Annotated in this window: 23 protein-coding genes and 1 pseudogene; 18 read left to right on the plus strand and 6 right to left on the minus strand. The window is 73.5% G+C overall.

Annotation, left to right across the window (positions count from 1 at the left end; translation table 11 throughout):
* Positions 1 to 6 precede the first annotated feature (6 nt).
* Positions 7 to 1,059 carry an ABC-2 transporter permease gene (locus EV384_RS08405; RefSeq protein ID WP_130331698.1) on the minus strand — a complete coding sequence of 351 codons (1,053 nt, stop codon included), beginning with the start codon at positions 1,057 to 1,059 and terminating at the stop codon, positions 7 to 9.
* 79 nt (positions 1,060 to 1,138) lie between these two features.
* Between EV384_RS08405 and EV384_RS08410 the strand changes: the two genes are divergently transcribed.
* Together EV384_RS08410 and EV384_RS08415 are read left to right on the plus strand one after the other, a co-directional pair.
* Positions 1,139 to 1,546, plus strand: a complete 408-nt coding sequence (locus EV384_RS08410; protein ID WP_130331700.1) for a VOC family protein — start codon at positions 1,139 to 1,141, stop codon at positions 1,544 to 1,546.
* Between the two features lie 33 nt (positions 1,547 to 1,579).
* Complete coding sequence (locus EV384_RS08415; RefSeq protein WP_130331702.1) at positions 1,580 to 2,620, plus strand: S66 family peptidase; 1,041 nt, start codon at positions 1,580 to 1,582, stop codon at positions 2,618 to 2,620.
* A 105-nt stretch (positions 2,621 to 2,725) separates the two neighbouring features.
* Here the strand turns inward: EV384_RS08415 and EV384_RS08420 are convergent, their stop codons facing one another.
* Positions 2,726 to 3,634 (minus strand): cyclase family protein, encoded by a 909-nt coding sequence (locus tag EV384_RS08420; protein ID WP_130331704.1) that lies wholly within the window; start codon positions 3,632 to 3,634, stop codon positions 2,726 to 2,728.
* Between the two features lie 248 nt (positions 3,635 to 3,882).
* On the opposite strand from EV384_RS08420, the gene mfd reads away from it, so the two are divergent.
* The 4 genes from mfd (at position 3,883) to EV384_RS08440 (ending at position 11,121) form a co-directional block, all read left to right on the plus strand.
* Positions 3,883 to 7,542, plus strand: a complete 3,660-nt coding sequence (mfd, locus tag EV384_RS08425) for a transcription-repair coupling factor (RefSeq protein WP_130331706.1) — start codon at positions 3,883 to 3,885, stop codon at positions 7,540 to 7,542.
* A gap of 89 nt (positions 7,543 to 7,631) precedes the next feature.
* Positions 7,632 to 8,408, plus strand: a complete 777-nt coding sequence (locus EV384_RS08430; protein WP_130331708.1) for a hypothetical protein — start codon at positions 7,632 to 7,634, stop codon at positions 8,406 to 8,408.
* Between the two features lie 2 nt (positions 8,409 to 8,410).
* Positions 8,411 to 9,403: a nucleoside triphosphate pyrophosphohydrolase gene (locus EV384_RS08435; protein WP_130331710.1), complete on the plus strand. Its 993-nt coding sequence runs from the start codon at positions 8,411 to 8,413 to the stop codon at positions 9,401 to 9,403.
* A 98-nt stretch (positions 9,404 to 9,501) separates the two neighbouring features.
* Positions 9,502 to 11,121 (plus strand): DUF885 domain-containing protein, encoded by a 1,620-nt coding sequence (locus tag EV384_RS08440; protein ID WP_130331712.1) that lies wholly within the window; start codon positions 9,502 to 9,504, stop codon positions 11,119 to 11,121.
* A 69-nt stretch (positions 11,122 to 11,190) separates the two neighbouring features.
* Here the strand turns inward: EV384_RS08440 and EV384_RS08445 are convergent, their stop codons facing one another.
* On the minus strand, positions 11,191 to 12,039 hold the full coding sequence (locus EV384_RS08445) for an NAD(+) diphosphatase (protein WP_130331714.1): 849 nt from the start codon (positions 12,037 to 12,039) through the stop codon (positions 11,191 to 11,193).
* Positions 12,040 to 12,276: 237 nt separating this feature from the next.
* On the opposite strand from EV384_RS08445, the gene EV384_RS08450 reads away from it, so the two are divergent.
* Positions 12,277 to 13,098, plus strand: coding sequence for an alpha/beta fold hydrolase (locus EV384_RS08450; RefSeq protein WP_130331716.1), 822 nt, complete (start codon positions 12,277 to 12,279; stop codon positions 13,096 to 13,098).
* 410 nt (positions 13,099 to 13,508) lie between these two features.
* Here the strand turns inward: EV384_RS08450 and EV384_RS08455 are convergent, their stop codons facing one another.
* Entirely contained in the window at positions 13,509 to 14,201 is a 693-nt protein-coding gene (locus EV384_RS08455) for a hypothetical protein (RefSeq protein ID WP_130331718.1), read from the minus strand.
* A 244-nt stretch (positions 14,202 to 14,445) separates the two neighbouring features.
* On the opposite strand from EV384_RS08455, the gene eno reads away from it, so the two are divergent.
* From eno to EV384_RS08475, 4 genes are read left to right on the plus strand one after another with little or no spacing between them, the layout of a single operon-like run.
* Positions 14,446 to 15,729: a phosphopyruvate hydratase gene (gene eno / locus EV384_RS08460; RefSeq protein WP_130331720.1), complete on the plus strand. Its 1,284-nt coding sequence runs from the start codon at positions 14,446 to 14,448 to the stop codon at positions 15,727 to 15,729.
* Positions 15,730 to 15,758: 29 nt separating this feature from the next.
* Positions 15,759 to 16,394 (plus strand): FtsB family cell division protein, encoded by a 636-nt coding sequence (locus EV384_RS08465; protein WP_130331722.1) that lies wholly within the window; start codon positions 15,759 to 15,761, stop codon positions 16,392 to 16,394.
* A 34-nt stretch (positions 16,395 to 16,428) separates the two neighbouring features.
* A complete protein-coding gene (locus EV384_RS08470; protein WP_130331724.1) occupies positions 16,429 to 16,986 on the plus strand; it encodes a DUF501 domain-containing protein in 558 nt (185 codons plus the stop codon).
* Positions 16,983 to 17,492, plus strand: a complete 510-nt coding sequence (locus EV384_RS08475) for an amino-acid N-acetyltransferase (protein ID WP_130331726.1) — start codon at positions 16,983 to 16,985, stop codon at positions 17,490 to 17,492. Before EV384_RS08470 ends, EV384_RS08475 begins: the two co-directional genes overlap by 4 nt.
* Before the next feature lie 28 nt (positions 17,493 to 17,520).
* On the opposite strand, the gene EV384_RS08480 is transcribed toward EV384_RS08475, so the two are convergent.
* Entirely contained in the window at positions 17,521 to 18,417 is an 897-nt protein-coding gene (locus EV384_RS08480; protein ID WP_242623985.1) for a CE1 family esterase, read from the minus strand.
* 98 nt (positions 18,418 to 18,515) lie between these two features.
* Between EV384_RS08480 and EV384_RS08485 the strand changes: the two genes are divergently transcribed.
* The 3 genes from EV384_RS08485 to EV384_RS08495 are packed head-to-tail and all read left to right on the plus strand — an operon-like array spanning position 18,516 to position 20,938.
* The gene (locus EV384_RS08485; protein ID WP_130331728.1) at positions 18,516 to 19,577 is read left to right on the plus strand and encodes an ArsR/SmtB family transcription factor; all 1,062 of its coding nucleotides are present in this window, start codon (positions 18,516 to 18,518) and stop codon (positions 19,575 to 19,577) included.
* A 53-nt stretch (positions 19,578 to 19,630) separates the two neighbouring features.
* Positions 19,631 to 20,569: a Ppx/GppA phosphatase family protein gene (locus EV384_RS08490; protein ID WP_130340362.1), complete on the plus strand. Its 939-nt coding sequence runs from the start codon at positions 19,631 to 19,633 to the stop codon at positions 20,567 to 20,569.
* Between the two features lie 18 nt (positions 20,570 to 20,587).
* On the plus strand, positions 20,588 to 20,938 hold the full coding sequence (locus EV384_RS08495; protein ID WP_130331730.1) for a VOC family protein: 351 nt from the start codon (positions 20,588 to 20,590) through the stop codon (positions 20,936 to 20,938).
* On the opposite strand, the pseudogene EV384_RS08500 reads toward EV384_RS08495, so the two are convergent.
* Positions 20,913 to 21,098: pseudogene (locus EV384_RS08500) on the minus strand (DUF397 domain-containing protein); the annotation flags it as partial. The gene EV384_RS08495 and the pseudogene EV384_RS08500 sit on opposite strands and share 26 nt — an antisense overlap.
* A gap of 72 nt (positions 21,099 to 21,170) precedes the next feature.
* Here EV384_RS08500 and EV384_RS08505 point away from each other — a divergent pair.
* From EV384_RS08505 to EV384_RS08520, 4 genes are all read left to right on the plus strand, one after another.
* Complete coding sequence (locus tag EV384_RS08505) at positions 21,171 to 21,503, plus strand: PadR family transcriptional regulator (RefSeq protein WP_089011147.1); 333 nt, start codon at positions 21,171 to 21,173, stop codon at positions 21,501 to 21,503.
* Entirely contained in the window at positions 21,500 to 22,525 is a 1,026-nt protein-coding gene (locus tag EV384_RS08510; protein ID WP_130331732.1) for an HAAS signaling domain-containing protein, read from the plus strand. Before EV384_RS08505 ends, EV384_RS08510 begins: the two co-directional genes overlap by 4 nt.
* Before the next feature lie 135 nt (positions 22,526 to 22,660).
* A complete protein-coding gene (locus EV384_RS08515; protein ID WP_242623986.1) occupies positions 22,661 to 23,128 on the plus strand; it encodes an LppU/SCO3897 family protein in 468 nt (155 codons plus the stop codon).
* Positions 23,129 to 23,330: 202 nt separating this feature from the next.
* The gene (locus tag EV384_RS08520; protein WP_130331734.1) at positions 23,331 to 24,017 is read left to right on the plus strand and encodes a dienelactone hydrolase family protein; all 687 of its coding nucleotides are present in this window, start codon (positions 23,331 to 23,333) and stop codon (positions 24,015 to 24,017) included.

A 24,017-nucleotide genomic window follows, 5' to 3' on the forward strand; every position in this document is an offset into this window, starting at 1 on the left:
GAGGGCTCAGCCATCGGTGGCGGGCTCGTCCGGTCCGGTGCGATGGGGGCCGGCGGCGCGGCGGGCCCGCCGGTGGGTGTGGAACATCGTCGCGGTGATCAGCCCGAGGACCCCGAGCAGCGCCCACACCACGAGGCCGGTCAGTGACCAGCCCGTCGACCGGCGGTCGAAGTAGACCGCCGACTTGATCAGGTCGGTGGTCAGCCCGGGCACGTTCCACCGGTGCATGCCGCGCAGCCAGTCGGGGAGGAACTCCGGGGCGTAGATGCCGCCGGAGCCGGGGTTGCCGAGCACCACCAGCAGCAGGATGACGATCCCGGTACCGAGCAGTCCGAGCCAGCCCTGCACGGCGGAGGCCACCATCGCGGCGGCGAAGACCGCCAGCGCGCCGACCGCGGCGACGGCCGGCACGTCGTGGTGCCAGACGTCCAGGACGGGGCCGACGATGGTCGCGCCGACGATGCCGAGCACGACCGAGTAGACCGCGAGGGCGGCGATCCGCAGCCTGGCCCGGGCCAGGCTCACCGGGGCGGTGCCGGTCTTCAACCCGAGCGCGGTGGAGGCCAGGTAGCCGCCGAGCACGTACCCGACCGCCAGATAGAAGGGGACCAGTCCGCGCGGGTCGCTCCGTTCCACCGGCACCTCGTCGGTGACCTGGAGCGGCAGGTTGGCCTGCCGGGCGGCCTGGGTGAGCACCTGGGTGACCAGTTCGGCGGCGGCCGGCGCGGAGGCGCTGGCGGTGCTCAGGCGCAGACCGCTGTCCGGGCCGGAGGTGAGCACCCCGTACACCTCGCGGGCGGTCAGTCCGTCGTCGGCGGCCTGCGGGTTGTCGTACTCGATCGGCTTGATCTTGTCGGTCCGGGCGCGCAGGGCGGCCATCACCTGCTGCGCGCGCTGGTCGTCGAGGACCACCCCGACCGGCACGTCGCGCGGGGTGGGCTGGTGCAGCGCCCCCACGTAGGCGGCGATGAACGCGGTGGCCAGGGCGAGCGTGCCGACCAGCAGCGCCGCGGTACGCGGCAGCCAGTCCCGCACCGCGAGCTCCCGGTCCTCGTCCACGCCGCCAGCCTAGGGTGGCGGTTCGCCCTGGTTGTGGGGTTTCGCCGCCCCGCGCTCCCGCCGCTGCCAGGCTGGCGGCATGGCGCGCGACGACCTGCCGAACCCGGCCGAGGGCATCCTGCTGGCCCACTTCGTGGTGGCCGCCGACGTGGCCCGGTCGGCGGCGTTCTACCGGGACGTCCTCGGCGGCACGGTGGTCCGGGAGGCTGAGCCGGCGATCGTCAAGCTGGCCAACAGCTGGGTGATCATCGCCGTCGGCGGCGGGCCGACCGAGGACAAGCCCGACGTGACGCTGGAGACCCCGAGCGACCCGCACCGGACCAGCGCCTTCCTCAACATCCGGGTGGCCGACATCCGGGCCGTGTACGCCCAGTGGTGCGCCCGCGGCGCGGTCTTCCTGACCCCGCCGCAGGACCGGGGCAGGGAGATCCGCTGCTACCTGCGCGACCCGGACGGCCACCTGATCGAGGTCGGCCAGACCGTCTGAAAACCCGATGGCCCGGCTCGGTAGCGTTCGAGCATGAGCTCGCCCACCTACCCGCCGAAGCCCAGACCCGGCGACCGGGTCGCCGTGGTCTCTCCCTCCCGCGGCCTGTCGGGCCTCTTCCCGCACGTCCACGAGCTGGGGCTGCGCCGGCTGCGCGAGGAGTTCGGCCTGGAGCCGGTGGAGTACCCGACCACCCGGGTGATGGGCGCCGACCCGCGCGACCGGGCCCGGGACCTCACCGCCGCCTTCGCCGACCCGACGATCACCGCGGTGCTCGCCACCGTCGGCGGGGACGACCTGATCACGGTCACCCCGCACCTGGACGACGAGGTGCTGCGGGCCAACCCGAAGCCGTACTTCGGCTACTCGGACAACACCAACGTGCTCAACCACCTGTACCGGCTGGGCATCGTGGCGTACCACGGCGGGTCGGTGCTGGTGCACCTCGGCCGGCCGGGGAAACCGCACCCGCTGACCTTCGACTCGCTGCGCGCCGCCCTCTTCACCTCCGGCTGGTACGACCTGGCGCCCGCCCCCGAGTGGGGCGACAAGCCCAACCCGTGGGACGAGCCGGAGACGTTGGCGTTCGAGCCGGAGATGCTCCCCGGCGACGGCTGGCGCTGGCAGGGGCCGTCGCGGGTGGTCCAGGGGCGGACCTGGGGTGGCTGCCTGGAGATCCTGCACTGGCTGATGGCGACCGACCGGGTCCCGTCCGCCGCCGAGCTGGCCGGGTCGGTGCTGGTCTTCGAGACCTCCAACGAGCTGCCCGGCGCGCAGGAGGTGTTCCGGATCCTGCGGAACATGGGGGAGCGCGGGCTGCTCGCCGGCTTCCCGGCGGTCGTCGTCGGCCGGGCCAAGGCGTGGGACTTCGATCGGCCGCACACGGTCGAGGAGCGGCGGGCGTGGGCGGACGACCAGCGGGAGGCGGTCACCCGGGCGCTGGCGGAGTACGCCCCCGACGCCGTGGTGGTCTTCGACGTCGACCTGGGCCACACCGACCCGCAGCTGATCATCCCGTACGGCGGGGAGATCCGGGTCGACGCGGTCGAGCGCCGGATCTCGGTGCGCTACTGAGCCGAGCGACTCGTGGGCGTACCCGATCCTGCGCACGCCCCTCCGCCGTGACCGACCCCGCCGACGGGTGGAACGCCATGGGTGTCGCCGGTGGCTCGGGTTCGGTCAGCCGAGCACGGCGAAGGCGCGGACCGGGAAGGTGCCCATGCCGGCCACCCGCGGCGGGGCGGCGGTGAACCGGAAGCCGGTCGGCGGCAGCGCGTCGAGGCCGGTCAGGTGCTCGACGATGGGGATGCCGGCGGCCAGCAGGGCACTGTGCGCCGGCCGCTCGCCGGCAGCCGCCGGGCTCATGTCGTCGATGTTGATCGAGTCGATGCCGACCAGGGCGGCGCCCGCCTCGACCAGGGCGCGGGCGGCGTCCCCGGTCAGGTAGGGCGCCTCGGGGGCGGCGTACCGGTCGGTGCCGAAGTGGGCGTCCCAGCCGGTGTGCAGCAGCACCGCCCGACCGGCGACGTCGTACGGGGCGAGCAGCAGCCGGTCCACCGCGCGGGTCCCCGCCGGTACCCGGACGAGCAGTCCGGGCAGGTCGGCGAGGCGGTCCAGCGGGGTACCGGTGAGGTCGGCGCCGTCGGCCCAGCGGTGCGCGGGGGTGTCCAGGTAGGTGCCGGTGTTCGCGATCATGTCGATCCGGGCGACGTGGAACTCGACCCCGGGGGCGTAGTTCGGCCGGGACGCTTCCCGGGTGAGCCAGTCGCTGATCCGCGGCCCGGGCCAGCCCGGCAGGGTGGTCATGCCGTCGGTGATCACGTGACTCAGCTCGACCAGCCGCCGCGCCGACGGGGCGCCGGTGGCGACGCCCCGGCCGCCCTTGTGCGGCTCTTCGATGATCGTCCTGCGGTCGATCCGCACCTCAGCGACCATCAGCAGCCCGAGGTGCCGGACGAAGAGCGCGGCCAACTCGTCGTCGCCGATGTCCCGGCCCGGGATGTCCAGCCGGAAACCCTCCGTCCGCAGCCCGCCACCGTTGGCGAAGGTGACCTCCGCGTCGAACTGCGCCCGATACTGCTCCGCCACCCGGCAAGCCGATCATGGGCCGCTCGCCCCGTCAAGATCCGTTGCCCCAGCACACCCGCCACCGCCGGGGCTGTCCTCCGGCGCGGGTCACGGCCGATGCCCTCAGCAGGGATTCGGTACCCCCCAGGTGTTCCTCGACGGCGTGGCGGCCGATCGTCCCCCCGGAGAGATAGTGTCGATTCGCAAACCCCCCGTCCAGACCGGGCGCGGGGTGATCGTCGTGTGCCATCCGCGGGAAGTGATCACTGATGCTCACCGGACTGTTCGCCGCCGCCCTGGCCGACCCGGGGTTGGCCCGGGCCCGTGACCTGGCGCGCTCCGGTGCCGCGCAGGTCGACGGCCTGGACCTCACCGCCCCGGCCGCGCTGCGCCCGTTCGCGGTCGCCGGGGTCGCGGCGGACGAGCCCGCGGGCGGCGCCGGCCGCCCGGTGCTGGCGGTGACCGCCACCAGCAGGGAAGCCGACGACCTCGCCTCGGCGCTGGGCAGCCTGCTCCCGCCGGAGCAGGTGGCGGTCTTCCCGTCCTGGGAGACGCTGCCGCACGAGCGGCTCTCGCCCCGCTCCGACACCGTCGGGCGGCGGCTGGCCGTGCTGCGCCGGCTGGCCCACCCGGGGTCGGCCGACGCGCACGGCCGCACCGGGCCGCTGCGGGTCGTCGTGGCGCCGGTCCGGTCGCTGCTGCAGCCGCAGCTCAAGGGGCTCGGCGACCTGGAACCGGTGCAGCTCGCCGCGGGCGACGAGGCGGATCTGGAGGAGGTCGCCCGCCGGCTCACCGACATGGCGTACGCCCGGGTCGACCTGGTCACCAAGCGGGGTGAGTTCGCCGTCCGCGGCGGCATCCTGGACGTCTTCCCGCCCACCGACGAGCACCCGTCCCGGGTCGAGTTCTGGGGCGACGAGGTGGAGGAGATCCGCACCTTCGCCGTCGCTGACCAGCGCACCATCGAGGGCGTGCCGCAGCTCTGGGCGCCGCCCTGCCGGGAACTGCTGCTCACCCCGGCGGTCCGCAAGCGCGCCGCCGCCCTGTCCCAGGAACACCCGGAGCTGGCCGAGATCCTCGACAAGCTCGCCGAGGGCATCCCCGTCGAGGGGATGGAGTCGCTGGTCCCGGCGCTGCTCGGCAACGAGAGCCTGGAACTGCTGCTGGACTGCATGCCGGCCGGTACCCACGTGCTGCTCTGCGACCCGGAGCGGATCCGCACCCGGGCGCACGACCTGGTGCGTACCTCCGAGGAGTTCCTCCAGGCGAGCTGGGCCGCGGCCGCCGCCGGCGGCCAGGCCCCGGTCGACCTCGGCGCCGCCGCCTTCAAGACCCTGGCCGACGTACGCACGGCGGCCCGCGCCCTGCGCCAGCCCTGGTGGACCCTCGCCCCGTTCGGCCTGGTCGAGGCGGACGCCACCGCCCCGGCCAGGCAGCCCTGGGAGGACGCGCCGACCGAGGTCGACGTCACCCCCGACGACGCGATCGCGGTGACCCTGGCCGCCCAGCCCGCCCCGCTCTACCACGGCGAGACCGCCCGGGTGGTCGACGACCTGAAGCGCTGGGCCGGCGAGGGCTGGTCGATCGCGCTGGTCTTCGAGGGGCACGGCCCCGCCCAGCGCGCCGTCGAGGTGCTCCGCGACGCCGGCCTCGGCGCCCGGCTCACCGAGGAGGTGCCGACCGCGCCCGCCCCCGGCGAGCTGCTGGTCAGCTGCGGCTGCCTGAGCGCCGGCTTCGTCGACGAGGCGTCCCGGTTCGTGCTCCTCACCGGCAACGACGTCACCGGCGGCCGGGGCACCTCCACCCGGGACATGCGCAAGATGCCGAGCCGGCGGCGCAACACCATCGACCCGCTGGAGCTGAAGGCCGGCGACCACGTCGTGCACGAGCAGCACGGCATCGGCCGGTACGTCGAGCTGGTGCAGCGCACCGTCAACGGCGCCTCCCGCGAATACCTGGTCATCGAGTACGCCCCGAGCAAGCGGGGCCAGCCCGGCGACCGGCTCTTCGTCCCCACCGACCAGCTCGACCAGCTCTCCCGGTACGTCGGCGGCGAGCAGCCCACCCTGCACAAGATGGGCGGCTCGGACTGGCAGAAGTCGAAGGCCCGGGCCCGCAAGGCGGTCCGCGAGATCGCCGCGCAGCTGATCCAGCTCTACGCCGCCCGCAAGGCGTCCAAGGGGCACTCGTTCGGCCCGGACACCCCGTGGCAGCGGGAGCTGGAGGACGCCTTCCCCTGGCAGGAGACGCCGGACCAGCTCGCCGCCATCGAGGAGGTCAAGCGGGACATGGAGCAGACCGTCCCGATGGACCGCCTGATCTGCGGCGACGTCGGGTACGGCAAGACCGAGATCGCGGTCCGGGCGGCGTTCAAGGCGGTGCAGGACGGCAAGCAGGTCGCCGTGCTGGTGCCCACCACCCTGCTGGTGCAGCAGCACTACAACACGTTCGCCGAGCGGATGGGCCAGTTCCCGGTGACCATCAAGCAGCTCTCCCGGTTCCAGACGCCGAAGGAGACCGAGCAGACCCTGGCGATGGCGGCCGAGGGCACCGCCGACATCGTCATCGGCACCCACCGGCTGCTCCAGTCGGCCACCCGGTTCAAGTCGCTGGGTCTGGTCATCGTCGACGAGGAGCAGCGCTTCGGCGTCGAGCACAAGGAGCACCTGAAGACGATGCGGGCCTCGGTCGACGTGCTGAGCATGTCGGCCACCCCGATCCCGCGGACGCTGGAGATGGCGATCACCGGCATCCGGGAGATGTCCACCATCGCCACCCCGCCGGAGGAGCGGCACCCGGTGCTGACCTTCGTCGGGGCGCAGGACGACCGGCAGGTGGCCGCCTCGATCCACCGGGAGCTGCTCCGCGACGGGCAGGTCTTCTACCTGCACAACCGGGTCGAGTCGATCGACCGGGCGGCCCGCCGGATCCGGGAGCTGGTGCCCGAGGCGCGGGTCGCGGTGGCGCACGGCCAGATGGGCGAGGACGCGCTGGAGAAGGTCATGGTCGGCTTCTGGGAGAAGGAGTTCGACGTCCTGGTCTGCACCACGATCGTGGAGTCGGGCATCGACATCCCGAACGCCAACACCCTGATCGTGGAGCGGGCCGACCTGCTCGGCCTGGCCCAGCTGCACCAGATCCGCGGCCGGGTCGGCCGGGCCCGGGAGCGGGCGTACGCGTACTTCCTCTACCCACCGGAGAAGCCGCTCACCGAGCACGCGCACGAGCGGCTGGCCACCATCGCCCAGCACACCGAGCTGGGCGCCGGCATGTACGTGGCGATGAAGGACCTGGAGATCCGGGGCGCCGGCAACCTGCTCGGCGGCGAGCAGTCCGGTCACATCGAGGGCGTCGGCTTCGATCTGTACATCCGGATGGTCGGCGAGGCGGTCTCGGCGTTCAAGGGCGAGCAGCCCGAGGAGGAGGCCGACGTCAAGATCGACCTCCCGGTCGACGCGCACCTGCCGCACGACTACGTCGGCGTGGAGCGGCTGCGCCTGGAGATGTACCGCAAGCTCGCCGAGGCGCGTGACGAGGAGCGGCTGAGCGAGGTGGTCGCGGAGATGACCGACCGGTACGGCGAGCCGCCAGCCCCGGTGCAGAACCTGGTCGCGGTGGCCCGGTTCCGGCTGCTGGCCCGCCGGTACGGCCTCACCGACGTCTCGATGCAGGGCAAGCACCTCCGGTTCGGCCCGCTGCCGCTGCCGGACTCGAAACAGCTCCGGCTCAAGCGCTACCACCCGGACTCGGTCTACAAGCAGGCCGCGGACCAGGTCAGCGTCCCGCGCCCGAGCACCCGCCGAGTCGGCGGCGAGCCGCTGCGCGACCAGGCCCTCCTGGAGTGGTGCGCCCAGCTCCTCAAGGACGTGCTGGGCGAGCCCGAGGAGCGGGCCGGTTCTGCCCGCCCCGCAGTGGCGAGCGGAAGGTGAGACGGCGGAGCCGGCCCTGGCAGGGGCCCGGTGAGCGGGCCGGGTGGGCGGCGTCACAGCCGCGTGCCGGGCGTGAGAGAGTGACCCGCATGCGTGCTCGCCGTCTCATCGCCGCCGCCAGCGTCGCGGCCCTCGCTGTGCTCCCCCTCGCCGCCTGCGGACGGTCGGCGCCGGACGTCGCCGCGTACGTGGGTGACCGGACCTACCCGGTCGACCGGGTGGACGCCATCCACGACGAGGCCCAGGCGGCGTACGCGGAGGCGATGAAGGCCTCCGCCGCGCAGCAGGGGGCGACCCCCACGCCGGAGCAGCTGAAGCTGAACGTGGACCGGCAGGACATCCTCAACCTGCTGGTCGGCATCGACCTGGGCAAGCGGATCGCCACCGAGCGGAAGGTCCAGGTGGCGGACCAGCTCAGCGCCGAGCAGATCGGCCGGGAGCTGCGCGTGCCGAACACGGAGTACGCGAAGCTCGCCGCCGAGTGGTACGACCTCTACCTGGGCCTGGAGGCGGGGCTGCCGCCGGCCGAGCTGACCGACGACTCGCGCGGCGACCTCTACGACGCGCTGGTCAAGGCCGGCGTGGCCCCGGCCGGTTGGTCCGCCGACGAGCAGCGCCAGCAGTTCGAGCAGGCGCCGTTCACCCGCCAGGTCTCCGCGGTGAGCGAGGCGCTCCAGGACGAGGTCGAGGAGCTCGACGTCACGGTCAACCCGCGCTTCGCGGCGCTGGAGATCCCGGCGCTGCTGCAGACCCAGAACGGCCTCCAGCAGTACGACCTGCCCTACGTCGACGGCAACGGCCAGGTGACCGACATCTCCACCCCGGAGCCGGTGGCCACCGAGGCGACCGAGCAGGCTGCCTCCTGAGCATGTCCGCGCGGATCGTCCTGCTGGTCACCTCGCCCCGGCTGCCGGCCGGCCTGCTGACCGCGGCCGCCTGGGACGTCGTACGGTCCGCTCCGGTGCTGGCGGGCGCGGAGAGCGCGCTGACGGCGGCGGTCCGCTCGGCGGGCGCCGAGGTCACTGTGGTCGACGGCGGCGCGACCCAGGCGTTGCTGGACGCGATGGCCGCCCGCGGCACGGCGGTCTGGCTGGCCGGCCCGGCCGGCGACGAGGCGCTGGCCCGGGAGCTGGGACTGCGGCTGGCCCGGTCGCCCGGCCTGGCCGAGCTGGAGCTGATGTACGGCTCGTGGGATCCGCCGGGCGCGCGGCTGCTGGACGCGGTCGAGGTGATGGACCGGCTGGCCTCGCCGGGTGGTGACCCGTGGAAGCTCGCGCAGACCCACCGCAGCCTCGCCGGTTTCCTGCTGGAGGAGTGTTACGAGGCGTACGACGCGATCAGCGCGGACGACACCGACGCCCTCCGCGAGGAGTTGGGCGACGTGTTGCTCCAGGTGTTGCTGCACGCCCGGCTCGCCGAGGATCTGCCCGAGGGCGAGCGGTGGAACGTCGACGACGTGGCCGGCGGGCTGGTCGACAAGATGGTCCGCCGCAACCCGCACGTCTTCTCTGGCGCGCAGACGGGCTCGCTGGAGGAGATCGAGGCCAACTGGGAGCGGATCAAGCGTGCCGAGAAGGCCCGCGAGTCGGTGCTGGACGGCATCGCGCTGAGCCAGCCCGCCCTCGCCCTGGCCGCCAAGATCCTCGATCGCGCCGCCCGGGTCGGCCTCGCCGTCCCGCCACCCCTCGCTGACTCCCAGGTCGACCCGGAGGCCAGACTCGGCGCCAGCCTCCTCTCCACCGTCGCGGCGGCGCGGCGGGCGGACATCGACCCCGAGGCCGCCCTCCGCCGCACCACCCTCGCCTACGCCGAAGCCGTCCGCGCCGCCGAACGCGAGGCCCGCACCAACCCACCCAGTTGACCATGAAGTTGTTGTCGTCCGGCACGGCGTGTCGTGACAACAACGTCATGATCAGCTGAGGGAGGGCCAACGTCGGGGTCGGTCGGTAGGGTCGGGGGATGGAGTCGTTCGTGCCGCTCGCTGAGCGGATCGTCGAAGCATTGCTGGAGAGCCGGCCGGGGCTGGCCACGTCGGCCGGGGACCACCGGTACGACGACCGGCTGCCCGACCTCTCCGCGGACGCGGTCGCGGCGGACCAGGGGATGCTCAAGGAGGCCGCCGACGCGCTCTCCGAGATCGACCCGGACTCGCTCGACGTCGAGGAGGGCGTCGACCACGCGCTGCTGAGCAGCCTTGTCGACCGGGCGCTGTTCGAGTCGACGGAGATCCGCGCGCACGAGTGGGACCCGCTGCGGCACAACCCGGGTCCGCTGCTGCACGCGCTGCTCGCCCGCCCGTACGCGCCCGTCGGGGAGCGGCTGACCCACCTGGCCGGGCGGCTGTCGGACGTACCGGACGCCCTGGCGACCGCGCGCGCCACGCTGCGCGACATGCCGCGGATCCACGCCGAGACGGCGGTCGGGCAGTTCACCGGCACGGCGGCGCTGATCCGCGACGGGGTGCCCCGGCTGCTGGCCGAGGCGCCGGGGCTGCACGGCCGGATCGAGCCGGTCGCGATCGACGCGATCGCCGCGCTGGAAGAGTTCGTGGCCTGGCTGCGAATGGGCCTGGCCGCCGACTCCGGGCCGGGGCGCGACCCGCGGCTGGGCCGGCGGCGCTGGGAGGCGCGGCTCTGGCACACCCTCGACACCGAGCTGGGCGCCGCCGAGGTGCAGCGCCGGGCCTGGGCCAACCTGGAGCGGGTCACCGCGGAGATCCGCGAGGCGGCCGTCGAGCTGGTCGGTGGCCCGGCCGACGACGGGACGGTACGCCGCGCGCTGGACCTGCTCGCCGCCGAGCATCCGGACGACAACTCCATCGTGGATCTGGCCTCGGTCACCCTGGACGAGGCGAGCGACTTCGTCCGCGCGCACGACCTGATCACCCTGGTCGAGGACCCGTGCGTGATCCAGGAGATGCCGGAGTTCGCCCGGGGCGTCGCGGTGGCGTACTGCGACTCGCCGGGCCCGCTGGAGACGGCCGAGCTGCCGACCTTCTACTGCATCGCGCCCACCCCGGCGGACTGGCCGGCGCACCGGGTCGAGTCGTTCTACCGCGAGTACAACGACCACATGATCCGCAACCTGACCGTGCACGAGGCGATGCCCGGCCACTTCCTCCAGCTCGCCCACGCCCGCCGGTACGCCGGCCCCACCCGGGTCCGCGCGCTGACCGAGTCCGGCGTGTTCGTCGAGGGCTGGGCGGTCTACACCGAGGAGCTGATGGCCGGCCTCGGCTTCGGCGGCCTGCCGGTGCGGTTGCAGCAGCTCAAGATGCAGCTCCGGATGACCATCAACGCCCTGCTCGACCAGCTCGTGCACTGCGAGGAGCTGCCCGAGTCGGAGGCGATGGCGCTGATGACCGGGCGCGGCTTCCAGGAGGAGGGCGAGGCGGCCGGCAAGTGGCGCCGGGCGCTGCTCACCTCCACCCAGCTCTCCACCTACTTCGTCGGCTACAGCGAGATGGCCGACATCGCCCGGTCCCGGCCGGACGGGGTGCCGGTGCGCGAGTGGCACGACGCGATGCTGGCGCACGACTGCCCGCCGCCCCGGCACCTGCGCACCCTGCTCGGTGTCTGAGCCGCCGGAGCACCTGCAGGCGCTGCCCTTCACCTGGCCTCGGCCTGAGGCCCCGGGCGCCGCGCCGGCTCAGCGCCGCGCGGCGGTCACCGTCGCGTCGATCAGCCAGCGGGAGATCGAGTACGCCGGCGGCAGCTCCGCCGGCAGCGCGTCCAGCGGGAACCAGCGCGCCTGCACCAGCTCCCGCCCGTCGACCACCGGCTCGGCCGTGGGGTCGGCGGCGGTGGCGGTGAAGCCGGCCAGCAGCGTCCCCGGCCCGGACATCGCCCAGGGCTGGCTGCCGAAGTAGGTGACCCGGCCGACGGCCAGCCCGACCTCCTCGGCCACCTCCCGGTGCACCGCCGCCTCCAGCGACTCGCCCGCCTCGAGGAAGCCGGCGACCAGCGCCCAGAGCTCCGTCGGCCCGTACGCGTGCCGGACGAGCAGCAGCTCGTCGGTGCCGCCGGCCGGGCCGGGGCGGGTGATCGCGGTGAGCACGGCGGCGGAGAGCCCCATCGGGACGTACAGCTCGCAGCCGGGGCAGCGGCGGGCCGTCTCGCCGGGCACGTCGGCCAGTTCCGCCCGGCAGGCGCCGCACCAGCGGTGGGTACGCCGCCAGGTGAGCACCGCCAGCGCCCGACCGGCGAGCGTGGCGAGCGGTTCGGGCAGCTCGGCGGCGAGCGCGCGCCAGCTGCGCCAGCGCCCTCCGTCGTTCTCGCCCGGGATCACCTCGGCGCCCCAGGCGGGTAACCCGTCGAGCGTGCCCAGTGGCACCCAGCGGGTCTCCGGCGGCAGGTCGGCGACCCGGGGGAAGCCCCCGTCCGGCGCGGTCAACAGCCGGCGGCCGGCCACCGGCAGGGCCAGATCGTCGGGGGCGGGCGGGACGGTGGCGTCCGATCCCGGCAGGAAGCCTGCGCGTACGGGCTGGGGGACCGACATCCGTACGACCCTAACGGGTGGCGGTTCTCGGTGGTGGACGTGGCGATGGAGACCGATCAGGTCCACCGGTCGCGGCCCTCCCGCTTCGCGCGGAGCGCGTTTCGATGAACCGGCCGTTCCCGGCCGAGGGCCGGCCTAGCATCGGGTGAAGTCGACCCTCCCCGTGCTGGCCTGCGGCGACACGGCGCGCGCGGCTCGGTCGTCCGCACCCACCGCTGTGACCAGGAAGGTAGCGGCATGAGCTTCATCACGACCAGGGACGGCACGGACATCTACTACAAGGACTGGGGTGAGGGTCCGGTCGTCACCTTCTCCCACGGCTGGCCGCTCAGCGCGGACGCCTGGGACGGGCAGATGCTCTTCCTGGCGCAGAACGGCTTCCGGGTGGTCGCCCACGACCGTCGCGGCCACGGCCGGTCCAGCCAGGCCGGCACCCGAAACGACATGGACGGGTACGCCGACGACCTCGCCGCGGTCATCGAGGCGCTCGACCTGCGGGACGCGACGCTGATCGGCCACTCGACCGGCGGCGGCGAGGTGGCCCGCTACGTCGGCCGGCACGGCACCGGCCGGGTCGCCAAGGCGGTGCTCATCTCGGCCGTACCGCCGATCATGGTGCAGACCCCGGACAACCCGGAGGGCCTCCCGATCAGCGTGTTCGACGAGCTGCGCGCGAACCTGGTCAAGGACCGGTCGCAGTTCTACCAGGACCTGGCGCAGATGTTCTACGGCGCCAACCGGCCCGGCGCGAAGGTCTCGAAGGGGATCCTCGACCAGTTCTGGCTGTGGAGCATGCAGGCCGGGCTGTGGAACGCGTACGAGAGCATCAAGGCGTTCTCGGAGACGGACTTCCGGGACGACCTCGCCAAGTTCGACGTCCCCACGCTCGTGCTGCACGGCGAAGACGACCAGATCGTCCCGGTGAAGGACTCGGCGCGGAAGACCGCCCAGCTCGTCCGGAACGCGCAGGACATCTACTACCCGGGCGCGCCGCACGGCATCACTTCGACCCACCAGGATCAGGTCAACAAGGATCTGCTCGCGTTCCTGCTGAGCTGATCGCATCCCGGGCCGACGACGTGCGGTTCCGGCCGCGGCCCCCGGCACCGGCAGCCCCGGACCGTCGGGTGACGGCGTTCGAGATCTTCTTCGATCTGGTCTTCGTCTTCGCGCTCACGCGGATCATGGCGTTGATCGGGCAGCCGCCGGGCCCGGTGGGCCTGGCGCGGGGGACTGCTCCTGCTGGTGCTGCTCTCGTTCGCCTGGTCGTCGTACGCCTGGTTGGGCAACCAGACGCCGGCCGACGTCGGTCTGGTCCGCCTCGGGGTCCTGGTCATGGCGGCGCTCCTCGTCGCCGCCCCGGTCCTGGTCGTCCGGGCCGGGCCGGGACGGGCCGCTGCTCCTCGCCCTGGCCTACGTCCTGCTCCGCGTGGTCCACCTGCTGCTGTACCACTGGGTGGCGGCAGAGGTCAGGAGATGGCGCTGCGGTGGTCCACCACGCCGGCGCCGGGCGGCACGTCGAAGGTGGCCGGGTCGACCGTCTCGGTGTAGCCGGTCAGCGCCACCTCCGCCGGCTTGCCGTCGAGGGTGCCGGTAAAGCTGCCCAGCACCCCCTCGGTGGTGACGCAGGCGTTGAACCGGTCCCCGGAGCGGGTGACGTCGACGCAGGTGGCGTGGTGTCCGGAGAGCGTGGTGTCGCTCTGCCCGATGGTCGCCTCCGGGTCGAGGGCGGCCTCGGTGAGCAGTCTGATCACGGCCGGTGGGGTGACCAGGCCGAGCTTGCCGGCCTCCGTGTAGACGGCGACCGACGGCTTGCCGGCGGTCAGCACCGGGGGCAGCACGGTGCACGAGGTCCGGCCGGCGGTCGTCGCGCACCGGGTGAGCGCCTCCTGGGTCACCGTGATCTTGCCGGCGGGCCAGGTGTACGCCGACCGGAGCGGGTCCTCCGTCTGGGCGATCGAGGCCGCCTTCCCACCGGGGAGCTGGTAGTCGGCGGCCCAGGTCTGCTCCAGCGCCCGGTCCATCCGGGCCGCGAGGTCGTTGACCAGGTCGGCGCGGCCGAGGGCCTGTCCGGCGTCGTCGAGCGCCTGACACCCGGTGACCGTCAGCGACGCGATGACCGAGGTGGCGAGCACGCGGAGAGTGGTCGAGGGGGCGGGCATGGCGCCCAGCCTTGTCGATCGGGGCAACCTCTCGCAAACCCGTTGCCGGTTGACGCCCGAGAATCCGGGAATGTCCGTGTCACCCGCCGTCGGGCGCGGGATTCGGGTCCGGCTCCGTGCGCCAGCGGGACACCGGGTGGAGGCGTGCGACCGGGCGTCGCCCGATACGCTGCGTTCAACACCTGCCTCAGCCGCACCGTCGCGGCCCATACCGGACCGGAACACACAAACGAGGAGCGACTCAGTGGCAACCATCGAGGGAATCGTCGCCCGGGAGATCCTGGACTCGCGGGGCAACCCGACGGTCGAGGTCGAGGTCGGGCTCGACGACGGCACGATCGCCCGCGCCGCCGTGCCCTCCGGCGCCTCCACCGGCGCCTTCGAGGCGATCGAGCTGCGCGACGGTGACGCGGACCGCTACCAGGGCAAGGGCGTCGAGAAGGCCGTCTCGAACATCGAGGACCGGATCGTCGACCAGCTCATCGGGTACGAGGCCAGCGAGCAGCGGCTGATCGACCAGAAGATGCTCGACCTCGACGGCACGGACAACAAGGCCGAGCTGGGCGCCAACGCCATCCTCGGCGTCTCGCTGGCGATCGCGAAGGCCGCCGCGGGCAGCGCCGAGCTGAGCCTGTTCCGCTACCTGGGCGGCCCGAACGCGCACCTGCTGCCGGTGCCGATGATGAACATCCTCAACGGTGGCGCGCACGCCGACTCCAACGTCGACGTCCAGGAGTTCATGATCGCGCCGATCGGCGCGCCCACCTTCCGCGACGCGCTGCGCTCCGGCACCGAGGTCTACCACGCGCTGAAGTCGGTGCTGAAGAAGAAGAACCTCTCGACCGGCCTCGGCGACGAGGGCGGCTTCGCCCCGAACCTGCCCACCAACGCCGCCGCGCTGGACCTGATCGCCGAGGCGGTGGAGAAGGCCGGCTACCGGCTCGGCACCGACATCGTCTTCGCCCTCGACGTCGCCGCCACCGAGTTCTTCGACAACGGCACCTACACCTTCGAGGGCAGCGCGAAGACCGCCGAGGAGATGAGCAACTACTACACCAAGCTCATCGGCGACTACCCGATCGTCTCCATCGAGGACCCGCTCTCCGAGGACGACTGGAGCGGCTGGGCCACCCTGACCGCGGCGGTCGGCGACCGGATCCAGATCGTCGGCGACGACCTCTTCGTCACCAACCCGCAGCGGATCGCCCGCGGCATCACCGAGAAGGCCGCCAACGCGGTGCTGGTGAAGGTCAACCAGATCGGTTCGCTGACCGAGACCCTGGACGCGGTGGACCTGGCCCACCGGGCCGGCTTCAAGTGCATGATGAGCCACCGGTCCGGCGAGACCGAGGACACCACCATCGCCGACCTGGCGGTGGCCACCGGCTGCGGCCAGATCAAGACCGGCGCCCCGGCCCGCTCCGACCGGGTCGCCAAGTACAACCAGCTCCTGCGCATCGAGGAGGAGCTGGCCGACGCGGCGCGGTACGCCGGTGCAGGTGCGTTCCCGCGTTACCGTTCGGCCTGAGCGCGTAGCTCCGGGGGAGGGGTGTGACGATGCAGCAGCGCCGCACACCGGGTGGTCAGCGTCCCGTCCGCCGGCCGGGTCAGGCCGGCCGGACGGGCGGGCCTCGAGCCCGGTCGTCGGCCCGCGAGGGTGGCGTCCGCGCCGAGCCGCGCGGCGCCGCCGGCCGGTCGCCCGGCGCGGCCCGGGGCGCCGAGGGCGTACGCTCCGCGAGCCGGCCCGCCGCCCGGCGGACGGCTGCCGGCGGCAGCGTCAAGCGGCTCTCCGCACCCCACCCCCGGCGCTTCACCGGGCGGGCCACCGTGCTCTTCGCGGTGCTGATCGCGCTCGCCCTGGCGTACACCTATCCGGTCCGGGTCTACCTGGACCAGCAGGCCGACATCGAGCGGATGGAGGCGTCCCAGGCCGATCAGCGCCGGGTGATCGAGGAGCTCTCCGCCGAGGCGGCCAAGTGGCAGGACCCGGCGTACATCGAGACGCAGGCCCGGGAGCGGTTCTTCATGGGCAAGCCGGGGGAGACGCTGCTGGTGGTGCTCTCCGACCCGGAGGGCGCCGCCAAGGACGCCGGCAAGGGCGCGAAGCCGGGGCCGCCCAAGCCGCCCGATCCCTGGTACGACACGCTGTGGTCGAGCGTGCAGGCGGCCAACGCCGAGCGCCCCGACAAGTGAGCACCACCTGAGCACCGAACGAGAGATGGGCACCGTGACTGTCGTACCACCGCAGGACCCGGCGGCGGGTTCCGTACCCCCGCCGGAGCGCCAACCGGCCACCGAGGCCGACCTGGCCGCGGTGGCCGCGCAGCTCGGACGCCCGACCCGGGGCACCCGGGCGGTGGCCCACCGCTGCCCCTGCGGCCTGCCCGACGTGGTGGAGACGACGCCCCGGCTGGCCGACGGCACGCCCTTCCCGACGCTGTTCTATCTGACCTGCCCGCGGGCGACCGCGGCGTGCAGCCGGCTGGAGTCGGCCGGGCTGATGAAGGAGATGGCCGACCGGCTGGCCACCGACCCGGAGCTGGCCGCCCGCTACCGGGCGGCGCACGAGGACTACCTGACCCGGCGGGAGGCGATCGGCGAGGTGCCGGAGATCGCCGGCATCTCGGCGGGCGGCATGCCCGGCCGGGTGAAGTGCCTGCACGTGCACCTGGGACACGCGCTCGGCGCCGGGCCGGGGGTCAACCCGTTCGGGGACGAGACCCTCGCGCTGGTGGAGAAGTGGTGGGCCGCCGGCCCGTGCGTGGACGTCCCGGCGCAAGAGTGAGCGGGGGCGAGATCGTCGTCCGCCGGGCCCGGACGGGTGACGTCCGCGGGATCCGGCGGCTGGTCGACACCTACACCGACGACCGGCGGCTGCTCAGCAAGGCCACCGTCACCCTCTACGAGGACGTGCAGGAGTTCCGGGTCGCCGTGGCGCCCGACGGCACGGTGGTCGGCTGCGGCGCGCTGCACGTGATGTGGGAGGACCTGGCCGAGATCCGGACGGTGGCGGTCGACCCGGCCTGCCGCGGCAGGAAGATCGGCCACCGGATCGTCGGCGAGCTGATCGACGCGGCCCGGGAGCTGGGCGTGGCGCGGATCTTCGTGCTCACCTTCGAGACCAGCTTCTTCGGCTCGTTCGGCTTCCGGGAGATCGACGGCGCGCCGGTGCCGCAGCCGGTCTACGAGCAGCTGCTGCGCTCGTACGACGAGGGTGTCGCCGAGTTCCTGGACCTGGAGCGGGTCAAGCCGAACACGCTCGGCAACACCCGGATGCTGCTGCGCCTGTGACGGCCGGCCCGGCCCGGACCGAGTGGTGTCAGCTCCGCCGGGGGTGGGCGGCGAAGAAGGCCCAGACGAGGTCGGTGGCCACCACACCCGCCCGCGGCGCGGCGAGCTGGCCGGAGGCCGCCCCGGGCCACGAGTGACCCATGTCCGGGATCGTGTAGACGGTGACGTCGCTGCCGTCGGCGCAGCGCGCGTCGGTCCGGGAGATCCCGGCGGGCGCCGTGCGGCGCGGGCCGGGTGCCGGCCGGCAGCCCAGCCGCCGCTGCCAGGTGCGCGTGCCCTCGCTGAAGATGTCGGCGTAGACGTCCTGGCCGCCGATGAAGGTGATGACCGAGACCGGGCGCTTCGGCACGTACTCCTCCGCCGACGTCCGGGGCCCGCTGTAGCCGCCGCTGACCACGCCGATCGCCGCGAACACCCCCTCGGCCTCGACCGCGGCCCGGAAACTCATGTCACCGCCGTTGGAGATGCCGGTGAGGTAGACCCGGTCCGGGTCGGCCCGCCAGGTCTCGACCAGATGGGCGGTGAGCGCCTTGAGGAACCCGACGTCGTCCGACGACCCGCAGCAGATCAGGGCGTTGAAGCCGCCATTCAGCCCGTCCGGGTAGGCGACGAGCGCACGCTCCCGGTCGGCCTTGGCGTCCAGGCCCACCATCTGGCGCATCGCGTCCCCATCGCCGGGGTAGAAGTGCAGCACGATCACCAGCGGGAGCGGCGTGGCCGGGTCGTAGCCGGGCGGGGCGTGCAGCAGGTAGCGGCGCTCCGTCCCGTCGTGCCGCAGGGTCAACCGGTGGTCGCCGGCCGCCGGCCGCTCGGCGGCCGAGGGGGGCGGGGAGGCCGTCGCCCCGGGACGCCCCCGTTCATCACCGCACGCCGTGCCGAGGATGACCAGGCAGGACCCTGTCAGCACCGCCATCGTCCGTCGCACGCCCCGCCCCCTTCGTGGACTCCGAGGTCCACAGTGGTGAGCCGGGTCCGGCGGGGTCAACCCTTTCGGCCCTCGCCGAATACCGGCACGCTGCCCGTATGCTCCGCCTTCATCTGACCCCGGAGGACCTGTGCCGGGTGCGGTTCGCCGGGCGCCTGCACCCGGTCGGCACGGCGATGCTGGCCCGTCAGGCGCTGCGCGACCCGGCCACCGCCAGGCTGGTGCCGGCCCTCGCCGCGCGACAGGCGGGCGCCACCTCCGGGGCGTCGGTGCGCGCCGCCGCCGCGTCGCTGGCGCACCTGCTGCCCGCCCGCGGTCGGCTGCCGGACTTCCTCACCCCGTTCGAGGGCCTGGAATCGGTGTCGGCCGGTCTCGCGGCCATCCGGGCCACCCCGCGCCGACGCGTCCGGGCCGAGCTCACCGCCGCGTACGCCGAGCTGTCGGCGACGCCGTTGCGGCGCCGGTTCGCCGAGGCGGACCCGGAGATCCTGGACCTGTTCGACCAGGCGGTGGCGACCTGGTTCGGCGCCGTGCTCGCGCCGCACTGGACCGATCTGGCGTCCGCCCACCGCCACCACGTCGCGACCGCCACGCACCGGTTGGCCGCGGGCGGCCTGGAGGGCCTCTTCGCCGGGCTGCACCCGGCGATCCGCTGGCGGCCGCCGGTGCTGGAGGTGCGAACCTGGTGGAGCGGGGAGGTGACCGGCACCGGCGAGGGTCTCCTGCTGCTGCCCTCGCCCCTGGCCGGCCCGTGCCCCCGGGTGCTGGTCGAGCCGGACCGTCCCGTCCTGCTCGTCTACCCCGCCGCGATGCCGCGCGACGCGGCCGCCCCGGGGGTCGATCCGCTCGGCCGCCTCCTCGGGGCCACCCGGGCGGCCCTGCTGCGTCGGCTGGGCGAGCCCGACCGGCACACCACCACGGCGCTGGCCGGGGCGGTCGGGGTCAGTATCTCCACCGCGTCGGAGCACATGACGGCGCTGCGGGCCGCCGGTCTGATCCGGACCGGGCGCGACGGCGGTGCGGTGCTGCACCGGCTGACGCCGCTCGGCGGGCACCTGCTGGGCCGGTCCGGGGACGCCGGCCCCGGAGGCGACCCGCCCGACGAGCGGCGCACCGGGGAGGGACGGGACCCGGCGTCGGGGTCGGGGCTGCGCCCGTGACCGTGGCGTCCGGGCCGGGGCGCTGCCGTAGGGTTGCTGCCGTGACGACGCGTGTGGCCGCCATCGACTGCGGGACCAACTCGATCCGACTGCTGGTCGCCGACCTGCCCGACCCGTCCGCGGGCCCGCAGGCGCCGCTGGTCGACGTGACCCGGCGGATGGAGATCGTCCGCCTCGGCCAGGGCGTCGACAAGACGGGCCGGCTCGCCCCCGAGGCCATCGAGCGCACCCGGGTCGCGCTGGCGTCCTACGCCGCCGAGATCGAGAAGCTGGGCGCCGAGCGGGTCCGGATGTGTGCCACCTCGGCGACCCGGGACGCGGCCAACGCCGCGGAGTTCCGGGCCATGGTCGAGCAGACCCTCGGCGTCGAGCCCGAGGTGGTGACCGGCGACGAGGAGGCCCGACTCTCGTTCACCGGCGCGGTGCGCGGCCTGCCCGCCGACGCCGAGCCGCCGTACCTGGTGGTCGACATCGGCGGCGGCTCGACCGAGTTCGTGGTGGGCACCCGCGAGGGCGGGGTCGAGGCCGCCATCTCGATGGACATCGGCTGCGTCCGGATGACCGAGCGGCATCTGCACGGCGACCCGCCGACCCTGGACGAGATCGCCGCCGCCCAGGCCGACATCGCGGTCGCGGTGGACCGGGCGCTGACGGCCGTGCCGGGCCGCGAGGCCGCCACGCTGGTCGGGCTCGCCGGGTCGGTCACCACCGTGGTCGCCATCGCCCAGGGCCTGACGGAGTACGACCCGGCGCGCATCCACCACGCCCGGGTGTCGTACGAGGCGGTCGCCGACGTCACCGCCGACCTGCTGGCAAAGACCCGCGAGCAGCGGCTGGCCATCCCGGTGATGCACCCGGGCCGGGCCGACGTGATCGGCGCGGGGGCGTTGGTGCTCCGCGTGATCATGGAGCGGGCCGGCATGCCGTCGGTGGTCGCCTCCGAGCACGACATCCTCGACGGCATCGCCTGGAGCCTCGCGCCGACCGGGTGAGCCGCCTAGGCTGCCGAAATGGCGGTCAAGCGGATCAAGCCGAACATCCGCTCCGAGGACTTCGACGGGAGTCGTCGATTCTACACTGACCTGATCGGGCTGGACGGCGGCGACGGGCTCGACTGGATCCTGTTCTTCGGCGGGGAGACCCGCGAGGTCCAGCTCTCGGTGATGAAGCGCGACATCCGGGCGGGCGTCCACCCCGACGTGTCGATCGAGGTGGACGACATCGACGACGTGCACGCGCGGTGCGTCGCCTTCGGCGCCGAGATCGTCTACCCGCTCACCAACGAGCCCTGGGGGCTACGCCGGTTCTTCGTCCGTGACCCGAACGGCGCGGTCATCAACGTGACCCAGCACACCGAGTAGCAGCCCCGGGCTTGGGCCTACCCAGGTGCGGGCGGCCCTTGACCTGGCTGACGAACGCCGCCCAGACGGTCGGGGCGAAGGTGAGCATCGGTCCGGTCCGGTCCTTGCTGTCGCGGACCAGGACCATGCCGGGCAGGTTGTCGGCGACCTCCACGCAGGATGCTCTACGACGGGCCGACGCGCACTAGTGTTTTCTTGACGGTACTCCGCAATCCACACTAGTGTCGGAAGCGTGGATACCACGCAGCTCCTCAAGGGCGTGCTCGACCTCGCCGTCCTCGCCGTGCTCCGGGAGGAGGACGGCTACGGTTACGACATCCTCCGCCGGTTGCGCGACGCCGGCCTGGAGGAGGTCGGCGACGCCTCGGTCTACGGCACCCTGCGCCGGCTCTTCGCCGCCGGCCTGCTCACCACCTACGTCGTGCCGAGCGAATCCGGCCCGCACCGCAAGTACTACGCCCTCAACGCCGCCGGCCGGGACCAGCTCGCCCGCTCCGGCAAGACCTGGCGCTCCTTCGCCACGACCATGGACGCACTGCTCGACGATCGGGGGATGGCGGCATGACCGTCACTGGGCAGGACATCGCGGACTACGTCGACCGGGTGCGGGCCGCACTGGCCGACCTGCCGCCCGCCGTCCGCGACGAGTTGACCGAGGACCTGCCGGAGCACCTGGCCGAGGTCGCCGCCGAGGCGGACGGCTCGCTGGTCGACCGGCTCGGCGAGCCCGAGGCGTACGCCGCCGAGCTGCGCGCGGCCGCCGGTGCCGGCGAGCCGCTCGGCGGTCGCGGCGGCCCGGACCGGCGGATCGCCGCCGCCGCGCACCGGGCCCGCGCCCGGCTGTCCGGCCTCGACGTCCGTCTCGGTCCGCTCCTCGGGTACGCCAAGGCGTCCGAGTTCCTCCGGTTGCTCCGGCCGGCCTGGTGGGTGCTGCGCGGCTGGCTTGCGGCCCTGCTGTTCTCCGCCGCGCTCGGCGAGCCGTCGGGCCTGCTGCCCCGGCTCGGCGACAGCGCGGTGGCGGGCCTGTTCCTGCTCGCCGGCGGCGTCCTCGCCTCGGTCTGGTTGGGTCACCGCTCCCCCGGCCTGCGGGGTTGGCCCCGCCGTCTGCTGCGCCTCGGCACCGCCGCGTTGCTGCTCTTCTCCTTCGCCATGCTCGTCAACGTGGACCAGAACGCCAGGTCGGACGAGTTCGGCTACCAGGGGGTGTCGGTCGGCGACCGGTACGACTCCGTCCAGGACGTCTTCGTCTACGACAGCGAGGGGCGGCTGGTGGAGAATGCCCGGCTGTTCGATCAGAACGGCGTGCCGATCCGGCTCGGCTACCCGTCGTGTGTCGACCCGGCCCAACCGGACGCCGCGCTGCGGACCGGCTATCCGTACTGCCCGCAACTCGCGCCGTTCCGGCCGCGGCCGCCCGCCGCGGTCCCGGTGCCGCCGGCGGGCCGAGCGCCCGCCGCGACCCCGGCGTCGCCGCAACCGACGGACAGTTCGTTGCCGACGGCTGCCGCCACGCCGACCCCGGTCCCCACCGCGACGGTGACCCCGGCCCCGACCAGCACGGCTCCGGTGCCGAGCCCGACCGGCTGAGCGGCGCTCGGAGCCACGCCCTCGGTGAATGCCCCGTGTGGACGGAAGCTGGGAACTGGCTGAAAGGCTGAGGGGCTGGGGCGGAGTTGATCGTTACGGTGTCGTCTGCTCATCAACCCCTTGGAAGGAACAGCAGTGTCAGAGCAGGTCGCACCGCCTCCCGCGCCGTACAACGGCCAGCCCGAGCCGGCCGTGCAGGCGTCGCCGCCGGCCGAGACCGGGAAGTCCCGCCGTCGCAAGGTGCTCGGCATCCTCGGCCTCATCCTCGCCGTCCTCGTCGTCGGCGGGCTCAAGGGAGCCTGGAAGGTCTATCAGAACCGCGACGAGACCGCCCAGGCGAAGGTCGGCGACTGCATCGCCCAGCTGCCCGAGATAAAGGGCGACGGCCAGGAGCACGCCGACGACGCCAAGGTGGTGGAGTGCACCTCGACCGACGCGGCGTTCACTGTTGTCGGCCGGGTCGACGACCAGAACGAGGAGCAGGCCAAGTCCGGTGACGCATGCGGCCAGTACTTCAAGGAGGGTGAGGACGGGTACGTCTTCTCCGGCGCACAGCGGAGCGGCGAGAAGTACTACCTGCTCTGCCTGACCAAGAAGGCCTGACCCGGTAGACCGGGAACACGGACGGCGGCGCGGAGTCACCCGCGCCGCCGTCGGCGTACCTGGGGGCCGGCCACAAGGCGAACGGGAGGTGAATGCCACTGTTCCCGCGTCTTCCCCGGCGCGGTGGCGGCGTGGCAGGCTACCGGCACGTAGGACCACTGGGCGACCAGCCAACGATGACTGACCGCTAGGAGGACGGGCCATGGGCGAGACGGTGAGCTTCACCAGTAACGGAGGGACGAGCGAGGGGTATCTCGCGATACCCTCCGGCGGTGTGGCCAGCCCGGCGGTCATCGTCATCCAGGACTGGTGGGGCCTCGTGCCCCACGTCCGGGCGGTGGTGGACCGCTTCGCCGAGGCGGGGTTCGTCGCCCTCGCCCCGGACTTCCGGCACGGTGAGCCGGCCAGCAAGCCGACCGAGCTGCGGCAGATGCTGAACGCGCCGCAGATGGACGAGGCGGCGACGGACATCGCCGCCGCGGCGGAATATCTCGCCGGCCGTCCCGAGGTCACCGGCAAGGTCGGCTGCGCCGGCTTCTGCGCCGGCGCCAGCCTGGCCCTCTGGTCGGCGACGTTCTCCGAGCGGGTCGTCGCCACCGCCGGCTTCTACCCCCGGCTGCCCTGGGAGGGGATGCGCGCCGACTGGCCCGACTACGCCGGCAAGGCCGCACTCATCCACTGCTCGGAAGAGGACGGCACCTCGTCCGCCGACGGCGTGCAGGCCACCCGGCGGGCCATCGAGGCGGCCGGCGGTACCTGCCAGACCTACGACTACCCGGGCACGTCGCATGCGTTCTTCAACGAGGACCGGCCGGAGAAGTTCGACCAGCGGGCCGCCGCCACCGCCTGGGCCCGCACCCTGGAACTCTTCCGGGCCAAGCTTGGCTGA

This window comes from Micromonospora kangleipakensis (assembly GCF_004217615.1).
Classification (GTDB): domain Bacteria; phylum Actinomycetota; class Actinomycetes; order Mycobacteriales; family Micromonosporaceae; genus Micromonospora; species Micromonospora kangleipakensis.